17 protein-coding genes are annotated in these 21342 nt (G+C 43.8%); 16 read left to right on the forward strand and 1 reads right to left on the reverse strand.

Features of this window, described 5'->3' with window-relative positions:
• The first annotated feature begins 5 nt into the window (after window positions 1–5).
• The 11 genes from ACY8D0_RS06965 to ACY8D0_RS07015 all read left to right on the forward strand — a co-directional run bounded on the left by ACY8D0_RS06965 (window position 6) and on the right by ACY8D0_RS07015 (window position 13767).
• Window positions 6–1118, forward strand: a complete 1113-nt coding sequence (locus ACY8D0_RS06965; RefSeq protein ID WP_462409747.1) for a cupin domain-containing protein — start codon at window positions 6–8, stop codon at window positions 1116–1118.
• 14 nt (window positions 1119–1132) lie between these two features.
• On the forward strand, window positions 1133–2347 hold the full coding sequence (locus ACY8D0_RS06970) for an FAD-dependent monooxygenase (protein ID WP_462409748.1): 1215 nt from the start codon (window positions 1133–1135) through the stop codon (window positions 2345–2347).
• Between the two features lie 307 nt (window positions 2348–2654).
• Complete coding sequence (locus tag ACY8D0_RS06975) at window positions 2655–4112, forward strand: aldehyde dehydrogenase family protein (protein ID WP_462409749.1); 1458 nt, start codon at window positions 2655–2657, stop codon at window positions 4110–4112.
• 51 nt (window positions 4113–4163) lie between these two features.
• Window positions 4164–5630, forward strand: coding sequence for a carotenoid oxygenase family protein (locus ACY8D0_RS06980; RefSeq protein WP_462409750.1), 1467 nt, complete (start codon window positions 4164–4166; stop codon window positions 5628–5630).
• A 36-nt stretch (window positions 5631–5666) separates the two neighbouring features.
• Entirely contained in the window at window positions 5667–6371 is a 705-nt protein-coding gene (locus tag ACY8D0_RS06985; RefSeq protein WP_462409751.1) for a nuclear transport factor 2 family protein, read from the forward strand.
• 75 nt (window positions 6372–6446) lie between these two features.
• Window positions 6447–7448 carry an ABC transporter ATP-binding protein gene (locus tag ACY8D0_RS06990; RefSeq protein WP_462409752.1) on the forward strand — a complete coding sequence of 334 codons (1002 nt, stop codon included), beginning with the start codon at window positions 6447–6449 and terminating at the stop codon, window positions 7446–7448.
• Window positions 7441–8430: an ABC transporter ATP-binding protein gene (locus ACY8D0_RS06995; RefSeq protein WP_462409753.1), complete on the forward strand. Its 990-nt coding sequence runs from the start codon at window positions 7441–7443 to the stop codon at window positions 8428–8430. The genes ACY8D0_RS06990 and ACY8D0_RS06995 overlap by 8 nt, the downstream gene beginning before the upstream one ends.
• A gap of 17 nt (window positions 8431–8447) precedes the next feature.
• Window positions 8448–9398: an ABC transporter permease gene (locus ACY8D0_RS07000; RefSeq protein WP_462409754.1), complete on the forward strand. Its 951-nt coding sequence runs from the start codon at window positions 8448–8450 to the stop codon at window positions 9396–9398.
• Window positions 9399–9414: 16 nt separating this feature from the next.
• A complete protein-coding gene (gene opp4C / locus ACY8D0_RS07005; RefSeq protein ID WP_462409755.1) occupies window positions 9415–10344 on the forward strand; it encodes an oligopeptide ABC transporter permease in 930 nt (309 codons plus the stop codon).
• Window positions 10345–10387: 43 nt separating this feature from the next.
• Window positions 10388–12016 (forward strand): ABC transporter substrate-binding protein, encoded by a 1629-nt coding sequence (locus ACY8D0_RS07010; RefSeq protein ID WP_462409756.1) that lies wholly within the window; start codon window positions 10388–10390, stop codon window positions 12014–12016.
• A gap of 110 nt (window positions 12017–12126) precedes the next feature.
• On the forward strand, window positions 12127–13767 hold the full coding sequence (locus ACY8D0_RS07015; RefSeq protein ID WP_462409757.1) for an ABC transporter substrate-binding protein: 1641 nt from the start codon (window positions 12127–12129) through the stop codon (window positions 13765–13767).
• 64 nt (window positions 13768–13831) lie between these two features.
• On the opposite strand, the gene ACY8D0_RS07020 is transcribed toward ACY8D0_RS07015, so the two are convergent.
• Window positions 13832–14614, reverse strand: a complete 783-nt coding sequence (locus ACY8D0_RS07020) for an IclR family transcriptional regulator (RefSeq protein WP_462409758.1) — start codon at window positions 14612–14614, stop codon at window positions 13832–13834.
• 233 nt (window positions 14615–14847) lie between these two features.
• Here ACY8D0_RS07020 and ACY8D0_RS07025 point away from each other — a divergent pair, with 233 nt between their 5' ends.
• The 5 genes from ACY8D0_RS07025 (at window position 14848) to ACY8D0_RS07045 (ending at window position 21313) form a co-directional block, all read left to right on the forward strand.
• On the forward strand, window positions 14848–15717 hold the full coding sequence (locus ACY8D0_RS07025; RefSeq protein WP_462409759.1) for a p-hydroxycinnamoyl CoA hydratase/lyase: 870 nt from the start codon (window positions 14848–14850) through the stop codon (window positions 15715–15717).
• A complete protein-coding gene (locus ACY8D0_RS07030; protein ID WP_462409760.1) occupies window positions 15707–17842 on the forward strand; it encodes an acetate--CoA ligase family protein in 2136 nt (711 codons plus the stop codon). Before ACY8D0_RS07025 ends, ACY8D0_RS07030 begins: the two co-directional genes overlap by 11 nt.
• A gap of 99 nt (window positions 17843–17941) precedes the next feature.
• On the forward strand, window positions 17942–19111 hold the full coding sequence (locus tag ACY8D0_RS07035; protein WP_462409761.1) for an acyl-CoA dehydrogenase family protein: 1170 nt from the start codon (window positions 17942–17944) through the stop codon (window positions 19109–19111).
• 37 nt (window positions 19112–19148) lie between these two features.
• Window positions 19149–19853 (forward strand): nuclear transport factor 2 family protein, encoded by a 705-nt coding sequence (locus ACY8D0_RS07040; protein WP_462409762.1) that lies wholly within the window; start codon window positions 19149–19151, stop codon window positions 19851–19853.
• An 89-nt stretch (window positions 19854–19942) separates the two neighbouring features.
• Entirely contained in the window at window positions 19943–21313 is a 1371-nt protein-coding gene (locus ACY8D0_RS07045; protein ID WP_462409763.1) for a thiamine pyrophosphate-requiring protein, read from the forward strand.
• Window positions 21314–21342 lie beyond the last annotated feature (29 nt).

Below are 21342 nucleotides of genomic sequence, written 5' to 3' on the forward strand. Positions count from 1 at the left end.
CTTTGATGAGTACACAAAAGGTTAAACCTGAACTTGAAGAACTGCATGAGAAACTAGAAAGAGAAAACCTTGGTCCATTGTGGGCGGCCATCCATGAATTAAATACAATTGAGCCACAAGCAAAACCCATTCCTTACTTGTGGAAACGTGAGTTGATAGAAAGTAACTTGAAAAAAGCCCAAGAGATTTTAACGGTTGGGGATGGAGCCGACCGAAGAGCCGTTTTCCTGATTAATCCTGGAATGAAAGATATCGGCCCATATGGCTGGGGCGGAGCCACGCAAACATTATATGCAGCAGTCCAAGCTGTCAAGCCGGGGGAAATTGCCCCTGCGCACCGCCATACTACCACTGCCGTGAGGTTTGTTCTTAGCGGAAAAGGCGGGAAGGGTACGGTAAACGGGGAAAAATTGGATTTCCAAGAGGGAGACTACTTAATCACCCCAACCATGTCCTGGCATGACCATGCGAACGAAGGGGATGAGGAAGTCCTTTGGATGGACTGCCTGGATTCTCCATTCACGAAATACCTGAACGTTTGTTTTACAGAATTCTTACCGAATAAGCAGCAAGAATTAATTGTGCCCAATGATTACAATACAAATCGCTTCCAAGGCGGCCTGACCCGACCTATTGCCAATCGGAATGAAGAGCTCGCTCCTCTCGGCCGGTATCAGTGGCATTTAACCAAGCAAGGCCTTGATGGGTTGAGCCAGTATGACCCGGATCCGGTAGATGGCTACGCCGTTGAGTACATCAATCCTACCAATGGGAAGGATGCTAATGACCGGATTGGAGCAAGAATGCAGAAGCTGCCGCCTAATTTCCATGGCAAGGCACACCGCCATGTGCATAGCAATGTCTACCATGTATTTCGCGGTGAAGGTTATACCATTATGAATGGCGTACGATATGATTGGTCAAAAGGAGATTTCTTTGTCGTTCCTGCCTGGACTTGGCATGAACATGTCAATCTATCAGATGAAAATGACGCCTACCTATTCTCGACAAATGATTTGCCAATTATGGAAGCGTTTAATTTTGAAAGAGTGGAAGAGTACCAGAAGAATAATGGCCATCAAACTGTGACTGAAGTATTTCAGCCATTATTGCCATAAGGAGGGAGTTAACAATGACGAATCACCCAATTGTTATTGCAGGGGCTGGACCCGTAGGGATTACATTAGCTGATAAATTAAGCTTTCATGGTGTCCCTGTGATCGTTTTAGAAAAAGGAGCGGCGCCAAATAAAGAATGGAGAGCTTCAACCTTTCACGCGGGCACATTGGAGCTGCTAGAAGAGACGGGCATCACAGAGGAGCTCGTTGCCCGGGGGTTGAAAGCAGAAAAAGTGCAATATCGGGACCGGAAGACGGGGCTTTATGCGGAATTTGATTTTACCATGTTGAAAGATGAAACAAAATACCCTTATCGTCTTCAGTTATCCCAGGCTGCCTATGTCCAGGTGGTTTATGAACGAATTAAAGCCCGGCCAGAAGTGGAAGTCCGCTTTCAATCTGAGGTCCTTGATTATGAACAGGATGAAAACGGTGTGACGGTCATAGTTCAAACAACGGACGGCATAGAGAGAATCCGTACCCCGTATTTGATAGGGACGGATGGCGGAAGAAGTACGGTCCGCAAGAAACTGGGAGTCGCTTTTGATGGTTATACCCATGAAGAGCGCTGGCTGTTAGTAGGCACGCCTGTCCCATTTGACCGCTATCTCCCGGATTTAGCGTATGTAAATTATATATCAGACCCTGATGAGTTTTTATTCATTCTGCGGGTGCCTGAGGCTTGGAGATTTTTGTATCCAGTTTCACCAGATACTCCGGATGAAGTGGCATTGGATCCCGAACGTATCCAGAGAACAATGCAAAAAGCTTTGAAAACCAGCGATCGTTTCCCTATTGTTGAAAATACAATCTACCGTATTCATCAGCGCGTAGCGGAAAAATTCTACAAGGGACGTGTCATATTAGCAGGTGATGCAGCCCATCTGAACAGTCCAATGGGTGGATTAGGATTAAACAGCGGCATCCATGATGCGACGGATTTAAGCAAAAGGATAATGCGCATTTTGGATGGAGCCAATGCGGTGGCGGAGTTAGAAAAATATAGTGAAGTGCGGAGAAAAGTGGCTATTGAACATGTGAAGGAAATTAGCGAAAAGAATACACGTGTCGTGAAAGAAAAGAATGAAGAATATCGCATCCAACTCCAAAAAGAAATGGGGCAACTCGCGAGCGACCCTGTGCGGGCCAAAAAGTGGCTTCTCGGTTCAGCCATGATTGCCAGTGTAAGGGAACAGGGGATTGGAGAACCGCCAGCTGTCATGCAATAAAAAATGTCAGATAGAAGTATATAGTGGTTTAGTTGGCGTATTTTTCTAAAGATGTTGTCGAAACATGCGGAAAAAATAATTTAAAAAATATTCATAATATATTGACAACTATCTCGATTACCAATACTATCAGATTAGAAATAATGAGTTTTCTAACTCGCACTATGAGATACAAATCTTCTAGAATCCTAGTAAGGTAAGTTGATTCGTAATGAGATTTCACTAGTTGCGAATCAAGTAGTTTTCAGTAAAGTAGCGTTTAAATGTAACCGTTTACTTTACGGGAGATTGAGAAAGGGATGGGAAAATGAGTAGACAAAAGACACAGGTGAGGGATATTCAATTGCTGATTAACAACCAAGAAGTCCCCACTAACACCTATGCAGAGGTTAGAGATCCGGGAAGGCTTACAGAGGTTGTTGGCAAAATCGCACAAGCCACTGTCGACCATGTGGATCAGGCTGTAGAAGCAGCGCATAAAGCATTTTTAACTTGGCGTCATTCATCCATAGAGGAACGAATGGATGTACTTGCCAAAATTGAAAAATTGCTGCTTGAGGAAGCAACTGAAATAGCTGAAATCCTCTCTAGAGAAAATGGGGTTCTTTACTCGACTTCTCTAGGTGAAGTTAATTTGGCTGTGTGGGCCGTGCAGGCAACAATGAAAAATGCCAAGAATTTCTTTGAACCGCAAATCCAGGAAGATGGGGACAGCTGGGTAAGTATCGAGAAAAGGCCAATCGGGGTGATTGCAGGGATTGTTCCTTGGAATGCGCCATTAGTGCTTACGATTCAAAAGGTAGCCCCCGCCATTGTAACCGGTAACACCCTGGTGATGAAGCCATCGCCTAACTCGCCAATGGGTGTAAGTATTATTTTGAAGAAGATTGCCTCTCTTTTACCGCCAGGTGTCATTAATGTCATTCATGGCGATGCACAAGTAGGTGCCGCACTTAATAAACATCGCTTGGTTCGCAAAATATCTTTTACTGGCGGCGGTCAAATTGCCAAATATATCATGAAGGACGCAGCAGATTCTTTAAAAAATATCCACTTTGAATTAGGTGGAAACGATCCTGCCATCGTACTTGATGATGCTGATTTCGATGACATTATCCCTAAAATTGTAGGGAGCGCTTTTAGAAGATCCGGTCAAGTATGTTTTGCAATTAAGAGGGTATATGTCCCTGAACACCGCTATGATAGCTTCTATGACAAAGTGTGTGAGTTTGTTGAACAATATAAAATCGGCCACGGGCTTGATGAAAGAGCGACATTTGCTCCAGTGAATAATAAAAATCAATACGATCAAGTAAATCAATTGATCGAAAGGATTAAACAAAGCGATGCAAAGCTCGTCCAGCTGGGAGAAATACTAGAGCCAGAAAACTGGAACAATGGCTACTACATCCAGCCAGCGGTGGTACGGGACTTAGACCCTAACCAAGAAATCGTCACATGTGAGCAATTTGGTCCGATCATCCCACTAGTATCGTACCGGACAGAAGAAGAAGTGGTCAAAATGGCGAACGATACTGAATATGGCCTGGGCTCATCCGTATGGACTTCAAACTTTGATAGAGGGCTGCGAATTGCACGCCAGATAGAAGCGGGAATGACGTTTATTAATGGAGCTGGCCAATCCCATTTAGGCTATGAAGTAATGCCATTTGGCGGTGTGAAGCAGAGCGGCATCGGCAGGGAAAATTCGACCATCGGCTTATCCGAGTTCATTGAATACCATGCCATAAATTATCATAAATAAAATTTTCGGACCCAGCAGTCCAGATAAAAAAAGGAGAAAGGAAGAGGTAGAGTGACTAAGTTTCCTGATTCACCGATTTATACCGGCTTCAACATGCCATTTCGGGCTGAAGTAGATATACACGATGTTGAAGTCGAAGGGAATTTGCCAACGGAAATTAATGGTGCATACTATCGAGTTGGCCCGGATCCCCAATACCCGCCATTACTTGGAGAAGATATTTACTTTAATGGTGATGGAATGGTCAGTATGTTCCACTTTAAAAATGGCCATGTGGATTTTAAGTGCCGCTATGTTAAAACGGACAAATTCAACCTTGAACGACAGGCTGGACGTGCACTATTTGGTGCTTACCGCAACCCGTTTTTCGATGACCCTAGTGTAAAAGGGGAAATTCGCGGAACTGCCAACACCCATGTCATCTTTCATAATGGAGAATTATTTGCACTTAAAGAGGATAGCCCCCCAGTAGCAATGGATCCTCTCACACTCGAAACAAAGGGCTATTGGGATTATCATGGAAAACTGACCAGCCAAACATTTACCGCACATCCAAAAATTGACCCGCAAACAGGAGAAATGATTGCTTTTGGTTATGGAACGAAAGGAATCGGCACCCCAGATATTACCTACTATGCTATCAGCCCATCAGGAGAAATCACCCGTGAAGTAGAATTTCTATCCCCCTATCCAGCTATGATCCATGACTTTGCCGTGACACGAGATTATGTAATATTCCCGGTCATTCCGATGACAAGCAGCATAGACCGGGCAAGGGAAGGAAAGCCAACCTTTGGTTGGGATGGAACGAAGGAAGTATTCCTTGGTGTTCTACCTAGAAAAGGCGAAGCACGCGATGTCCGCTGGTTTAGAGGACCTACGCAATTTGCTTCTCATGTTATGAATGCATTTAATGAAGGCACGAAAATTTATCTGGATATGCCAGTTGCAGAAGGCAATATGTTCCCGTTTTTCCCGGACATTCATGGAGCGGAATTTAGCCGCGAAAAAGCAGCCTCCCACTTGACACGTTGGATTATGGATATGGAATCCGCAACGAGTACATTCACTCACCGGCAGCTTTCTGATACGGTTGGGGAGTTCCCAAGAATTGATGAGCGCTATGCAATGGAGCATTACCGTCACGGCTTCTTATGTGTCACTGATTTTTCCCGGCCAAGAAATACACAAGTAATGGGAAGCATAACAGGAATGTTCATAAATTGTTTAGGTCACGTGGATCTAGCAACAGGAAAAGAACAGATCTATTTCTGCGGACCGGAGTCCACCTTGCAGGAACCAACATTTATCCCTAAATCAGACAATGCGGCAGAAGGAGAGGGATATTTAGTTGCGCTAGTAAATCGATATGATGAAATGCGTTCAGATTTGGTGGTATTAGATGCTCAGCACTTAAATGATGGGCCTGTCGCCCGTGTTAAGCTGCCAATCCGCTTGCGTCAAGGATTGCATGGCAGCTGGGTAACGGAAGCGCAGCTAATGGGTGCTAAGCATTAATATATAAATCTATTAAAAAATGGAGGTTATCAATTAATGGAAAACTACATCCGCAGTTTAGAAGAAAAGTTGGAACAATTAACGGCAAAAGTAGGCATCTTGGAAGATACTCAGGAAATCAGAAAGTTGCAGCACAAGTACGGCTATTATCTGGACCAATGTTTGTATGAGGAAGTGGTGGACCTTTTTTCCGAGGAAGGAGAAGTATGGTTCATGGGCGGCAAATATAAAGGAAAAGCAGGTGTGGCCCGCTTATATATTGATAGATTCCGCCAAAAATTTACTAAAGGACATAATGGCCCTATTTATGGTTTCTTGCTTGACCATCCACAAATTCAAGATATTGTGACTGTTTCCCCGGATGGAAAGACAGCAAAAGGCAGATTCCGCAGCATGATGCAAGCCGGCCTGCATGAAAGTGCTGGTGGGGACACAAGACAGTGGTGGGAAGGCGGAATCTATGAAAATGAATATGTAAAAGAGGACGGTATTTGGAAATTCAGTAAATTGGATTATCGCGGTTTATGGCATGCCGATTTTGAAACAGGCTGGGCTCACACTCCGCCAAATAAATATCCATTCTCATCTGTGTTATTCCCTGAAGATCCGATTGGTCCTGATGAATTAGTAACCGATCCAAAGCCAGTTTTATGGCCGGATACGGCAGTAAGACCGTTCCACTATCCACACCCAGTTACTGGGAAAATGTGGGAAGAGAAAAAATCCGAACCTGTTAAATAAACAATTACACCTTATGTTAGGAATTTTCCCTGCTCCGTCAAGCCGGAGCAGGGAACAGAAAAAGGGGTGAGATGGTTGGGAAAGCCGCTGTTGGACATACAACAGTTACAAGTGACTTTTAAAACTGACCACGGAGAGGTTGTCTCAATCGAAGATGTCAGTTTTGATGTGAAGCAAGGAGAAACAATTGGAATAGTAGGGGAATCAGGATGCGGAAAAAGTGTCACCTCCCTCTCAATCATGAGATTACTTGGTGAAAAAGGCAGAGTCAGCAAGGGCAGCATCCAATTTGACGGTCAAGACCTTGTTAAATGCAGTGAGTTTGACATGAGGAAAATCCGCGGAAATGATATTTCGATGATCTTTCAAGAACCCATGACCTCGCTCAATCCCGTTTTTACGATTGGTCATCAGTTAATGGAAGGAATTAAATTGCATCGAAAGCTAAAGAAAAAGGCAGCATGGAAAATGGCGGTTGAAATGTTAAAAAAAGTGGGAATCCCAAGAGCGGAAGAAATAATGAATGAATATCCCCATGCCCTATCAGGTGGAATGCGGCAAAGGGTTATGATTGCGATGGCTCTTTCCTGTGAACCAAAGCTATTAATTGCCGACGAACCGACCACAGCATTGGATGTAACCATACAAGCACAGATTTTGGAACTGATGAAAGGATTACGTCAAGAATATAAGACATCGATTATGCTGATCACCCATGACTTAGGTGTCATCGCCGAAATGGCGGACCGTGTGATTGTCATGTATGCTGGGCAGGTTGTGGAAGAAACAGATGTCTATACTTTATTTAATAATCCGAAGCATCCTTATACGATAGGTTTAATTAATTCCATACCTCATATTGATGAAGACAGTCAAGAGAGACTGGAATCAATCCCTGGAACAGTCCCATCGCTGGAGCACATGCCTAGGGGATGCCGTTTTCATACAAGATGCCCCTATGCAGAAGAACGCTGTGTGACAGATGCACCTCCACTAACTCCTTCTGGGGAAGGGCACCTGGCACGTTGCTGGCTGGCTATCGATGCAAGTCGACCTTTGGAGGTGGCGTATGAATAAAGCCGTATTGGAGACACGCGAACCTTTGATTCAGGTGAATGAGCTAAAGACTTATTATCCTATAAAAAAAGGTATCCTATCAAGGACGGTTGGTCATGTAAAGGCGGTAGACGGAGTTAGCTTTTCTATTTATGAAGGGGAGACTCTTGGATTAGTCGGAGAGTCCGGATGTGGAAAATCGACGATTGGCCGTTCGATTGTCCGTTTGGAAACACCTACTGAAGGAGAAATCATTTTTAAGGGGAATAATATTTCTCAATTTTCAAATAAACAGTTAAGCGATTATCGATCGGATTTGCAGATCATTTTTCAGGATCCGTTTTCTTCCTTGAATCCCCGTAAACGGGTCAAGGATATTATTGCAGAGCCTTTAAAGGTTCACAATATGGTTGAACCGGCACAAGTCCAAAAGAGAGTTGACGATTTGCTGGAGATGGTTGGCTTGCCAAAGCACTATAAAAACCGCTATCCCCATGAATTTTCAGGTGGCCAGCGGCAGCGTATCGGTATTGCAAGGGCTTTGTCATTGAATCCAAAACTTATTGTTTGTGATGAGCCTGTCTCGGCATTGGATGTTTCCATCCAAGCACAAGTATTAAATTTATTGTCAGATTTACAAAAGGAATTAAACCTTACCTATCTGTTTATTGCTCATGGACTAGGCGCTGTCAAATATATCAGTAACCGGATTGCGGTCATGTATCTCGGCAGGGTAGTGGAGATTGCGAAAACAGAAGAAATCTTCCGAAACCCAAAGCATCCGTATACAAAAGCTTTATTGAATGCCTATCCTGTACCGAATCCTAATCTTCGGGATAAGGAACGAATTGTCTTGCAAGGGGATGTGCCAAGCCCTGCAAACCCTCCATCCGGCTGCCGTTTCCATACAAGGTGCCCCATTGCCATGGATATATGCCGAAAAGAGGTTCCACCATTAACCGGAAATGATCATGCGGCTGCATGTTTTGCGGCCCAAGGATGAAGTGAGGAGGTGTTTTCGTGTTTTCCTATCTTATTCGGCGGCTCCTGATAACCATCCCCATTATTTTTGGAGTAACCATTATCAATTTTCTTATCATTAATATGGCCCCTGGAAATCCGGTAGAGATGATGATTGATCCTAACCAGTCCCAGGCAGCCATTGATGCGCGCAAAGAGGCCCTTGGATTGAACGACCCTCTTTATATCCAATATTTTCACTGGCTTATGAACCTCCTAAAAGGGGACCTGGGCTACTCGATGTCCACATTCGAGCCAGTCACCCATATCATCTCGGAACGTTTAGGACCTACTATTCTATTAATGGGAACTGCCCTGTTAATAGGACTCATCATTGCTATTCCTCTCGGTATTATAAGTGCAACAAAGCAATATTCCAAACTGGATTATTTTTTTACTGGCGGCGCTTTTTTAGGAATTTCCATCCCCAATTTCTTTTTAGGATTAGGATTGATTTATATTTTTTCTCTCAAGCTTAACTTAGTTCCAACCGGCGGCATGATCACCCTGGGAGGCGATAATGGCATCGGAGACAGGCTCCTGCATCTGATTCTGCCAGCGGTTGTTTTAGGAATAGGGATTGCAGGAAAAAAAATTCGGTATGTCCGTTCAAGCATCCTCGAGACATTGGGCCAAGATTATTTGCGCACAGCGAGAGCGAAGGGGCTGAGGGAATTTGTTGTTGTCAATAAACATGGACTTCGGAATGCATTAATTCCAATTATTACAGTAGTTGGATTGGAAATACCACTGCTTCTCGGCGGTGCCGTTGTAATTGAACAAATTTTTTCTTGGCCGGGGATTGGCCAGCTGACGATTTCCTCAATCATGTCTCGGGATTATCCCACTTTAATGGGATTGAATCTACTTGCAGCTGTGATTGTTGTGGCAGCCAATTTACTGACGGATATTGTTTATTCAATCGTCGATCCAAGAATCAAATACGAATAGTGAAGGGAGGGGGAATATGTCACTCGCAAACCTTAAACAGCAATCACAATCAGAAGTTTCAAATGCACCCTACGTTGTAGAACAGGAATCGGCAATGGCGGAAGAAAGCTATTTGCAAATGGTTGTCAGGCGATTTAAAAAGCACAAGCTGGCGGTAATTGGCCTTGTTGTCATGGTCGTGCTCGCACTCATGGCTATTTTTGCTCCGCTAATAGCTCCTTATAGTCCTTATAAGGTAAATGACGTTTTTTCGGCACCACCTTCATCTGCACATTGGCTTGGAACGGACCAAGTGGGCCGGGATATTTTAAGTCGTTTAATATATGCAGCTCGTGTATCACTAATGGTGGGAGTTGGTGCCGTTGCTATTAGTGTGTCAGTCGGAACTGTTTTGGGTCTTCTTGCCGGCTATTACGGCGGTAAGGTGGATATGGTGATAATGAGGCTTACCGATGTGTTTATGTCCTTTCCGCATTTAATGCTCATTCTAGTGGTTGTTAGTGTGGTGGGTCCAAGCCTGATAAACATTATTATCGTCATTGGGATCCTTTATTGGACTGGCGTAGCACGGTTAGTCAGGGGAAGTGTTTTGCAGGTAAAACAGCTTGATTACGTGAAAGCCAGTGTCGTCCTTGGCTTAAAAACCCCTAGAATTCTTTTTCAACATATATTGCCAAATGTGATGGCGCCCATTTTGGTAAATGGCACATTTGGTATTGCAGCAGCGATTATCATAGAAGCATCGTTAAGCTTTTTAGGCTTGGGCGTTCAGCCACCTATTGCAAGCTGGGGAAACATGCTGACAGATGCCCAATCTTTAACAGTGCTTTCCTCACAACCATGGGTTTGGGTCCCTCCAGGATTGTTAATCATGATTACCGTATTGTCAGTCAACTTTATTGGGGACGGACTGCGGGATGCCTTAGACCCTAAAAGTATCAAGTAAGTGATTATCAAGCTATTAATAAAAAAAAATGGGGGAAATTTGTATGAAGGTTTTGCGGGGGAAGTTCTCCTTGTTTGCAGTCTGTCTGGCGGTCATGATGATTATCGCAGGCTGTTCCTCGTCTGAAACGAGTTCCAATGGAAAAAAAGAAGAGGCAGCAAGCAAGGAAAGCAAATCGATTAGTATTGGAATCACCCGATCACCGGTTTCGTTTAATCCTCTCGATCGGGCAGACTGGGCGCAATTTTATATTTCCAGTGTGATGTTTAATCCATTAATGGAACTGGATGAAAATTTCCACTTCGTTCCGAGACTGGCAGACAGTATTGAAACGTCAGATAACCAAACGTTTACGGCCCATTTAAACCCTAAAGCCAAATGGACAGACGGGAAACCGGTAACAGCGGATGATGTGCTTTTCAGTCTTGAGATGATAACTAACCCAAAATTTAGTTCTTTGCTTTCGTCTCAGTTTCAAATCCTAGACGGGCTTAAGCCTGGCGGGAAATATGATGGCGGGAATTTTGCAGATTTTCCTGGTGCAAAAAAGGTCGATGACCATACGGTTACTTTTAAAACCCAGACACCGGTTGATCCAAATGTATTTAATGAAAAGATTGCCGCTAATCTAAAAGCTCTGCCAAAGCATATTCTGGGAAATGTCAGTCCTGAAAGTCTAGCGCAAAATCCATTTATGCAAAAACCTACCGTAACTTATGGTGCTTTCAAATTTGTTGACTATCAAAATAATCAATTTGTAGCCATGGAAGCGAATAAAGACTATTTTAAAGGTTCACCTAAAATTGACAAACTGTTTTTTAAGATTATGCCTGTAGCCAACCTTGTTGCCCAGTTGCAAAGTGGCGATATTGACATGAATTTTCCTGAAATCGGCTCACTTTCACTGCAAGACTATGAAACTGTTAAAAAAATCGACCAAATCAAAACGGTGGAAGGAAAGCCTGTAAACTACAAATTAATTGGATTTAACACCAAAAAGCTGGATCAAAAAGTAAGACAGGCCATTGCCTATGGAATCAATCGGGATGGGATTGTCAAAGACCTGCTAAAAGGCAATGGGGAAGTTCAAAAGGGACCATATGCACCCGTCCATCCATATTATAATGACAAAATTAAGGACAGCTACCCGTATGACCCGAATAAAGCCAAACAATTATTGAAAGAGGCTGGATGGGATTCAAGTAAGTCGCTAACGTACATTGTGCCCATCGGTAATCAGGAGCTTGAGAAGGCAGGAGACCTTGTAGCAGCCAACTTAAAAGAGATTGGGCTGAATGTGAAGGTAGAAAAGTCTGATATTCCAGGAATGATTCAAAGACTTAAGAAAGATGACTTTGATATGTATTCCATCACCATGTCCTTCGTGCTCGACCCTGATGTTTCTTTCGTATATCAAACGGGAGCCAGCAACAATTTCCATCACTGGAGCAATCCTGAAGTGGATGCGCTGTTGACAAAAGGGGTCCGTGAGACAGATACGAAGGTTCGAAAAGAAATTTATGATAAATTCCAAGAGCTGCATATTGAAGAAGTTCCAGAAATCGGCCTTTATGCGGACTATCGACTTCGTGCTGTCAACAAGCGTGTCACCGTTGGCGGGCCAAAGGATATAGGCATGTTGATTAATGTTCATGAATGGGATGTTAAATAAATATTGTACCCCCAGTTTAATAGTTCAATAGGAAATCCCCCCATTATCTGGGGGGATTACATTTAGCACGCCCATTTTATTAAAATCTAACAAGGTAAGGAGAAAAGAGGATGGTTAAAACTAAGAGGTTGTTTTTGTCACTATTAAGTTTTTGTATCGTCTTATTTATGGCAGCCTGTCAGGATTCTTCTTCCACCACTACCTCCAAGAGTAATTCCAACAATGAAACCAGTTCAAAGGGAGAAAAAAAGTCCGTCAGCATTGGAATTACGGTTGCTCCGGGATCATTTAATCCAATTGACCGCAATGATTTTGCCACATTAAATATTACCAACTTGCTATTCAATCCATTGATGGATTTAGATGAAAATTTTAACTATGTGCCGCTGCTTGCAGAAAGCATTGAAACAACCGACAATCAAACCTTTACCGTTAAGCTTAATCCAAAGGCCAAATGGACGGATGGAAACCCTGTTACCAGTGAAGATGTCATGTTTACTCTCGAGATGATTTCTCATCCAAAGGTAAGTTCGTTATTTGCTTCCAATTTTTCTATCCTTCAAGGCTTAAGCAATACCGGTAAGCTTGAATCCGGCAGTTTTGCGGATCTCCCAGGAGCCAAGGCAGTCGATGACCATACGATTGTTTTTAAGACAAAAAACCCTGTGGATATGATGGCTTTTCACGAAAAAATCTCCTTTAATCTGAAAGCCATGCCGAAGCATATTCTAAAAGATGTCGACCCGGAGAAATTGCAACAAAATGAGTTTATGCAAAATCCAACTGTATCCTATGGTGCGTTTAAATTCGTCAGCTATCAAAAAAATCAGTATGTAGAGTTAGCAGCAAACAAGGATTACTTTAGGGGCACACCCAAACTGGATCAGCTCTTCTTCAAGATTATGCCAGCAGCCAATCTTGTGGCTCAATTGCAAAGCGGGGAAATTGATATGAATTACCCGGAAATTGGTGCCATTGCGGTCCAAGATTTTGAGAAGGTTAAATCCCTGAAAAACGTGACAACCAAAGAAGGGATTCCGTTAAATGATAAATTTATCGCCATTAATAATAGTAAAGTCTCTGATACACGGGTAAGGCAGGCCTTTGCCTATGGAATTAACCGTAAATTGATGGTCGATAATTTGTTAAAAGGTGCCGGGCAAGTAGGAAATGTCCCTTATGCACCCGTGCATCCGTATTATAACAAAGCTTTGGAAAATAAATATCCGTATGATGCCGCTAAAGCAAAAGAATTATTAAAGGATGCAGGCTGGGATAAGAATAAAGTGTTAAACTTTATTGTTCCGACAGGAGACGCCTTAATGGAACAAGCAGCGAATATCATAACAGAAAACCTTGGTGAAATTGGCGTGAAGGCAGAGATTCAAAAACTAGATACGGCTTCCGCTGTCCAGAAGCTTCGATCTGGTGATTATGATATTTGTATTTGGAACAATCGCTTTAAGCTCGACCCGGATGTCACACAGCTCTTTGGCACGGGTGCTTCCATTAACCTTACCAAGTTTAGCAATCCGGATGCGGATAAGGCTTTGGCAAATGGCTTGGCAACAACGGACCCTAAAGAGAGGAAAAAATATTATTATGAGTTCCAGGAGATATTTGCCGAAGAACTCCCACAGATCACTCTTTACTTGGATAAACGCCTCCGTGCGGTTAACAAACGGGTGGTGGTTGGAGAACCAAAGGATATCGGCATGTTGTTAAATGTCCAGGATTGGGATGTAAAATAGGATAGTAGAAGAAAAAATCTCCCCCATTGACGTTGACGGGGGAGATTTTTTCTTTCTATTCCTTTCAATTGCCGTACTTATGCTTGTAACCCATTCTACGAGAGATTTGCTCACCACAATCTCTTACAAGCAATTTCACTTTCTGTACTTGATCCTCATCAAAATGGATGGAAGGTCCAATTACGCCAATTGCAGCAATGGGATCGCCATTCATGTTAAAAATAGGGGTGGAAATCCCTCTTACTCCAAGGGTTGTTTCGTCTGCCTGCGAGTAAACATATTCCTGCTGAATTTTTTCTATGCGTTGGCGAATGATGTTTTTGTCTGTCACGGAGTGGGGGGAGTGTGGTTTAATGTTCTCCAATAAATGTTCGATTTTTTGGGCAGGTAAAAAAGCGAGGATAGAAATTCCCAAAACGCCAAAGAAGATATTGCGGCGCAAGCCGACGATCGTGGATACTTTTAGGCCCTCACTGCTTTCCCGTTTAAAAATATAAAATAGTTGATCATCATCCTCTTTAAGCGCCATTAATACCGTCTGCTTTGTTTTTTCATGAAGTTCGTTGAGCAGGTCTTCGGCCTCGCGGCTAACATCTAAAACAGCCTGCTGCAAATAGCCGAATTCTATTAATCTGAGACCAGGCTGATATTTAAGCGTATCTTGATCGAATTTTACCAGACCGCGTCTTTCTAGTGTATACAAGATGCGATAAACGGTGTTTTTAGGGATGTCCACTTTTTCGGAAATTTCTTCAATGGTTAATGCGGGAGTTTCAAGAGTAAAGGCTTGCAGCACATCAATGGCCCGGTCAATGGTTCGAATCGAAGTCATGTTAATATCTCTCATAAGTTCCTCCTTCAGAATAATCTGAATTTTATTAATGCTAGTTTTAAACCTAGTGTAATACACTATTATGAGTTTTACAACTCACTATTTAAATATAGTTATATAAACCTATGTTTTTATTAAGAAAATAAAAATTCGATAATTGACAATTTACAGAATATTTGATAATCTAATTTTAAGAAAATGAGTTGAACAACTCATTTTATAAAATAACTAGAATTGAGGGATGAACAGTGGCAGTAAATAATGAAACAAAAGAAACTGCAACCGGAGAAAACATACCCGGTGGAAAAAACGTTTTAGTTGAGTTTGACAATGGAATCGCATGGGTATCATTCAATCGTCCAAATAAGCGGAATGCCATGAGCCCGGATTTAAACAGTGAGATGCACGAAGTGTTAGATGCGCTTGAACTTGAAGACCGCTGCGGTGTAGTTGTTCTGACTGGTGCAGGAGACTCTTTCAGCGCCGGAATGGACCTAAAAGAATATTTCCGTGATATTGATGATGATCATCCTGCCAGAGTAATGAAAATTCGCCGCAATGCTACTGCGTGGCAATGGAGAAAGCTTAACTATTACCCTAAGCCAACGATTGCCATGGTCAATGGATGGTGTTTTGGCGGCGCATTTACTCCTATGATTTCTTGTGATTTGGCGATTGCTTCAGAAGAAGCCGTGTTCGGTTTATCAGAGGTAAACTGGGGCATTATCCCGGCCGGCAATGTTACGAAAGCGATTGCAGACACGTTAAACCGCAGGGATGCCTTGTATTACATCATGACGGGTGAAACGTTTAACGGTAAAAAAGCCGCCGAAATGGGCTTGGTCAATGAGGCAGTACCTAAAGATCAACTACGTGAGAGAACAAGGGAATTAGCTCAGATTCTTTTAAGCAAAAACCTTCATGTTGTGAACCAAGCTAAAATTGCTTACAAATATTCATTTGAAATGGATTGGGATACCGCTGAAGAATACTTATTTGCAAAGCAGGCGCAAAACATCTCCCAGGATCCTGAACGTGGACGCCAGAAGGGCTTAAAACAGTTTTTGGATGATAAAACCTACCGCCCCGGCTTAGGAGGCTATAACCGTGAGTCCTAATCAGAACACGGTTGAGCTGGAACTCCAGCCAGCATCAATAGAAAAGTTATTATCCCCACGCTCGATAGCCATCGTCGGGGCATCAGCAAAACCGGGCGCTGCCGGCAATACCATTATTAAAAATCTAGAAAACTTCGAATATACGGGTGACATCTACTTAGTTAATAAAAATCGAACTGAAATCGAAGGCAGGCCTTGCCTAGCCAGTATCGATGAACTTCCTGAAGGAATTGACTGTGTTGTCCTTTGTGTTCCTTATACAGCTGCAGTCGAATCAGTAAAGGCCTGCGCCCGGAGAAAAGCAAGATCGGTGATGATTTTTGCGGCCGGATTCGCAGAAGCCGGAGAAGAAGGAAAGAGGGCACAAAAGGAAATTACCGAAATTGGCCTTGAACACGGCATGTTGATTGCAGGTCCAAATTGTATGGGGCTGACAAACTTTGTTGAAAATGTTCCGTTAACTTTTGCTCCAGGATTAAAGAAAACGGAAGTGAAAACCGATCATTCGTTATGTGTCCTTACGCAAAGCGGCGGAATGATGTCCAACCTTAGAGAAACGGCCCAAGCCCGTGGAATCTCTTTATCCTATGCCATCTCCACTGGGAATGAAGCCATGGTTGGGGTGGAGGATTATCTTTCCTTTTTAGTTGATGATAACCAAACAAAAATAATCGCCATGTACATGGAACAAGTCCGTCGTCCTAAGCTTTTCTTAAGGCTGGCGGCACAAGCCCGCCAAAGAGGGAAAGCCATTGTGCTTCTTCATCCGGGAAGAAGTGAAGCCTCACGTGAAGCTGCCCAAAGCCATACTGGTTCGCTGGTCGGAGATTTTACCGTCATTAAAACACATTTGGAACATGAAGCAGTGATTATGGTGGAAACAATGGAAGAGCTGGTCGATGTCGCTTGGTTTTTGACACATTTTGACCAACCGCCTGTAAACGGCACAGCCATTTTGACGGATTCAGGTGCCTTAAAGGGGTTTGCCTTGGATTATTGCGATACAGTCGGTCTGGAAATACCCAAACTATCTGAAGCTGCTAAGTTATCATTAGAAAAAGTCCTGCCGGAGTTTTCCACTCCTGATAATCCATTGGATGTGACTGCGCAGGTATTAAGCAATTTATCACTATATCCTCAAACGGCTAAGCCATTAATGGATGATCCTAGGATTGGAAGCTTAATCATTGTGGTACTTCCAGGGTCTCCCTCCATTTCGTTGGCCAAGGCGAGGGCGTTTCTGCCCCTAATCAAAACTTCGGAAAAACCGATTGCCTATGTGGTCATGGGGGAAGGTTCAGAGCTATCGGATGATTTAATCACAGAGATGAAGGAAAGCGGCATTCCTTTCTTTCGCTCACCGGAACGGGCAATGCGAGCTCTAGCAGTCGTCACGAAGTATGGAAAATGCTTGACAAGGGTGGGGCAGGAAAACGTTGACACGGCCCAGCAGCCGCAACCGCTTCCAATGTCTGGAGTGCTGCCAGAATATGTGGGGAAAGAGTATTTTTCAAAAGTAGGTATTCCTGTTCCTCCGGGAATCTTGGCCAAAACGATTGAGGAGGCCAAACAAGCGGCAAGGCAGATCGGATTTCCAATTGCTTTGAAAGCGCAATCAAGCCTGCTGGCTCATAAAAGCGATATTGGCGGGGTGCTGGTCAATATTAAATCCGAGGAAGAATTGGTCGAAGCTTGGTCAGACTTGGAGCAAAATATCAAGTTAGCCCGTCCTGACCTTCGCTTGGATGGTGTGCTGGTAGAAAAAATGGGCGGACGCGGAATTGAAATGGTAGTTGGCGCACGAAGGGACCAAGATTGGGGTCCAATTGTTATGGTAGGTTTGGGCGGTATATGGATAGAAGTTTTAAAGGATGTCCGATTCCTGTCTCCGCACCTTGCAGAACCATTTATTGAGCAAGAAATTCTGGCCCTTAAATCAGCCGATTTATTAAGAGGAGCCCGCGGTGCACAGCCAGCGGATGTGGAGGCATTGACAAAGGTGGTGGCCAAAGTGGGTAAATTGATGGTCAGCAACCCGGGAATTCTAGAAATTGATATCAACCCATTGATGGTATATCCGAAGGGACAAGGAGTTCTAGCCCTCGACGCGTTGATTGTAACATAGATTCATAGAAACCGAACCAAGAGGTATGCGCTTAAGGAAATCAGGCATACCTCTTTATAAATAATAAATACTTAATAAAAGCCAGAGGTGGTGTACAGGATGGATTTTTTATTAACCGAAGAAGAAGAGATGCTGCAAAGGACGGTGCGGCAATTCGTCCAAAAGGAACTTATTCCGTTGGAGCAGGAAGTCATCCGCAATGAACGGGCTGGACGAGTTGGCGTTACCGATGAGCAGCTGAGAGAACTGCAGATCAAAGCAAGAAACATGGGATTCTGGGGAATAAATACGCCTGAAGAATATGGGGGGGTGAACCTTGGGCCATTAATGACGACCCTGATTCACATTGAACTGGGAAAAACCTTCATTCCGTTTACATTCGGAGGGGATGCAGACAATATTCTATACCACTGCAATGAGGAACAAAAAAAGAAATATTTATACCCGGTTATCAGCGGGGAAAAAACGGCTTGCTTTGCTTTAACAGAACCCGGAGCCGGGTCTGACGCAAGAAGAATCCAGCTGAGTGCCGTAAAGGATGGCAGCGAATATGTCTTGAACGGCGAGAAAATCTTTATCACCCGGGCCCATAAAGCGGACTTCGCCATGGTTTTTGCTGTCACTGACAAGGACAAAGGAGGGCGTGGCGGGGTCACCTGCTTCTTGGTCGACCGGGAAATGGGCTGGCGCTCTGAACCAATCCCGACAATGGATGATTGGGTTGTTTCTTCCGTTGTTTTCGAAAATGTCCGGGTTCCCGAGGAAAATATTTTAGGCGAACTGGGTAAGGGGTTTGAACTGGCCATGAAGTGGATCACCCTGGGAAGAGTGAAAATTGGGGCATGGTCCGTTGGCATCGCAGAAAGGCTCATCCAAATGGGCATGGAGTATGCCAAATCGCGGGTGACCTTCGGCAGCCCCATTTCTGAATATCAAGCCATTCAGTGGATGATTGCCGACTCTGCTGTGGAAGTGGAATCTTCGAAATTGTTGGTCTTAAATGCGGCCCAATTGGCAGAAAAGGGAATGGATAATAAACGCCATTATGCTTCCATGGCGAAGCTATATAGTACAAATATGGTCCATCGTGTGGTCGACAGGGTCCTGCAGATTCACGGCGGGATGGGCATCACAAAGGAAGTCCCAGTGGAAAGATGGTACCGTACAGTCAGAAAGTATCGGGTATTTGAAGGAACAGATGAAATTTTGCGCAGGACAATTGCTTTTAACCTCTTAGGTGAAAAAGTGAAAATAGGAGAATTTCATTAATATAGCAATATAATGATAAAACTTTTGGAGGTGCCGAATGGATTTGTCTGTTAGGGAAGCAGTTTTAGAAAAGAAAATAAAAGATGTAACGAAGAGAATTTCCGATCTTCAGGATATCGATGATATTCGAAAACTGCATCATGCTTATGGGTATTACTTTGATGTGTGTCTATTTGATGAAGTAGTAGACCTTTTTGCTGATGATAGTGAAGTCCGCTTTATGGGAGGAGTTTTTAAGGGGAAAGAGGGGGTTCGGCGGTTTTACTGCGACCGGTTGAGGATGCGGCATACAAACGGGCATAATGGCCCTATTTATGGTTACCTGCTGGAACATATTATGATGCAGGATGTTCTCACAATATCCGAGGATGGAACCACAGCAAAAGGAAGATATCGAACCCTGATGCAGGCCGGACGGCACGAACTTGCAGAAGGACTCACCAGGCAATGGTGGGAGGGTGGAACCTATGAAAATACTTATGTAAAAGAAGACGGTATTTGGAAGTTTAAGATATTGGATTATCGTGGACTTTGGCACGCCGACTTTAAAACTGGATGGGCACACACACCGCCCAATTTATACCCGTTTCTTTCTGAGACCTACCCAAAGGACCCAATCGGTCCTGATGAATTGATGAATGTCAATCCGATGCCGGTCTTGTGGCCGGACACAGATGTATTGCCATTCCACTACCCGCATCCTGTAACTGGAGAAAAGTGGGTAATTCCAGAAAAACCCTAAATTTTAGTGTAGTCCGATGATGAAGCAGCCGCGAACAGGGAGTCCTCGGCTGCTTTTAAAATTCAAAATCAGTGAAGGGAGGCAAATATTTGGGCCAGCTATTACCACGTTATACAACTGCCGATGCCATGTTAGACGCGCTTCAAGAAACAGGGGTTTCCTATTTGTTTAGCAATTTAGGAAGCGATCATCCTGCCCTAATTGAGGGATTGGCTAAGGCCAAAGCGTTAGGGCGGCCACTACCGGAAGTAATAATGGCCCCCCACGAATATGTCGCTTTATGTGCAGCGATTGGTTATTACCTCTTAAGTGGAGAGGCACAAGGAGTATTGGTTCATACCGATGTTGGAACACAAAACTTAGGTGGAAGTCTTCATAATGCAGCAAGATCGCGGGCTCCGGTGTTTATTTTTTCCGGTGAGACTCCTTCCACTATGGAAGGGGAACTTGCCGGAAGCAGAAATTCCTATATTAATTATTTGCAAAATGTCTATGATCAGCGGGGAATTGTCAGGGAATATGTCAAATGGGAATACGATATCCGCACGGGAAGGAACGTTAAGCAGCTCATCTACCGGGCTATGCAGCTGGCTAATTCCGATCCCAAGGGACCTGTCTACCTAACGGGAGCAAGAGAGGTGCTCGAGGAAGAGTTACATCCCACTAGTGACCAATCCCATCGTTGGAAGCCGGTTGAAAAAGTGCCTCTGTCCCCGGAGGCAGTAGAGCATATCATCTCAGCGATCTTCGCCGCCAAGAACCCTATCATTGTTACCTCACACCTTGGCAGGAACGTGGAAAGCGTCAACCTTCTCGTTGAATTGTGTGAAAAATTGGCCATTCCTGTGATTGAATCCAATGCCACCTGTATGAATTTTCCGACGGATCACCCGCTGCATCTTGGGTTTGATGGCGGGAAACTATTAGTGGAAGCGGATGTCGCCTTGGTAATAGATTCAGATGTTCCGTGGGTGCCGACTGTTAATAAACCAGGGGACCACTGCAAAGTTTATTATCTTGATGCGGATCCATTAAAGGAGAATATCCCGTTAGCCCATATCCCTGCAGAAGCAAGCTTTCGGGCAGATTCCTATCAAGCATTGGTACAGTTAAATGAATATGTGAAATCCATGGATTTAAAAGATAGCCTGATCATAGACCGTTACGAACGGTTAAAAGAACTCCATCAAAAGCAACGGATAGATTGGCAGCAGTTTGGGGTGGAACCAATAGATGGTGTGATTACGCCAGATTGGATTGCGGTCTGTTTGAACAAAGTGATCGATGAGGAAACGATTATCCTCAACGAAACAATTACCAATGTGCCAGCCGTTTTTCGGCATATACCGAGAAATAAACCAGGAACGATGTTTGCCAATGGCGGTTCCTCTTTAGGATGGAATGGCGGCGCAGCCATAGGCGCCAAGCTGGCCCGGCCGGATAAACGATTGTCAGTTTAACAGGTGACGGCTCTTATTTATTCAGCGTC

Source organism: Neobacillus camarae (genome assembly GCF_054950115.1).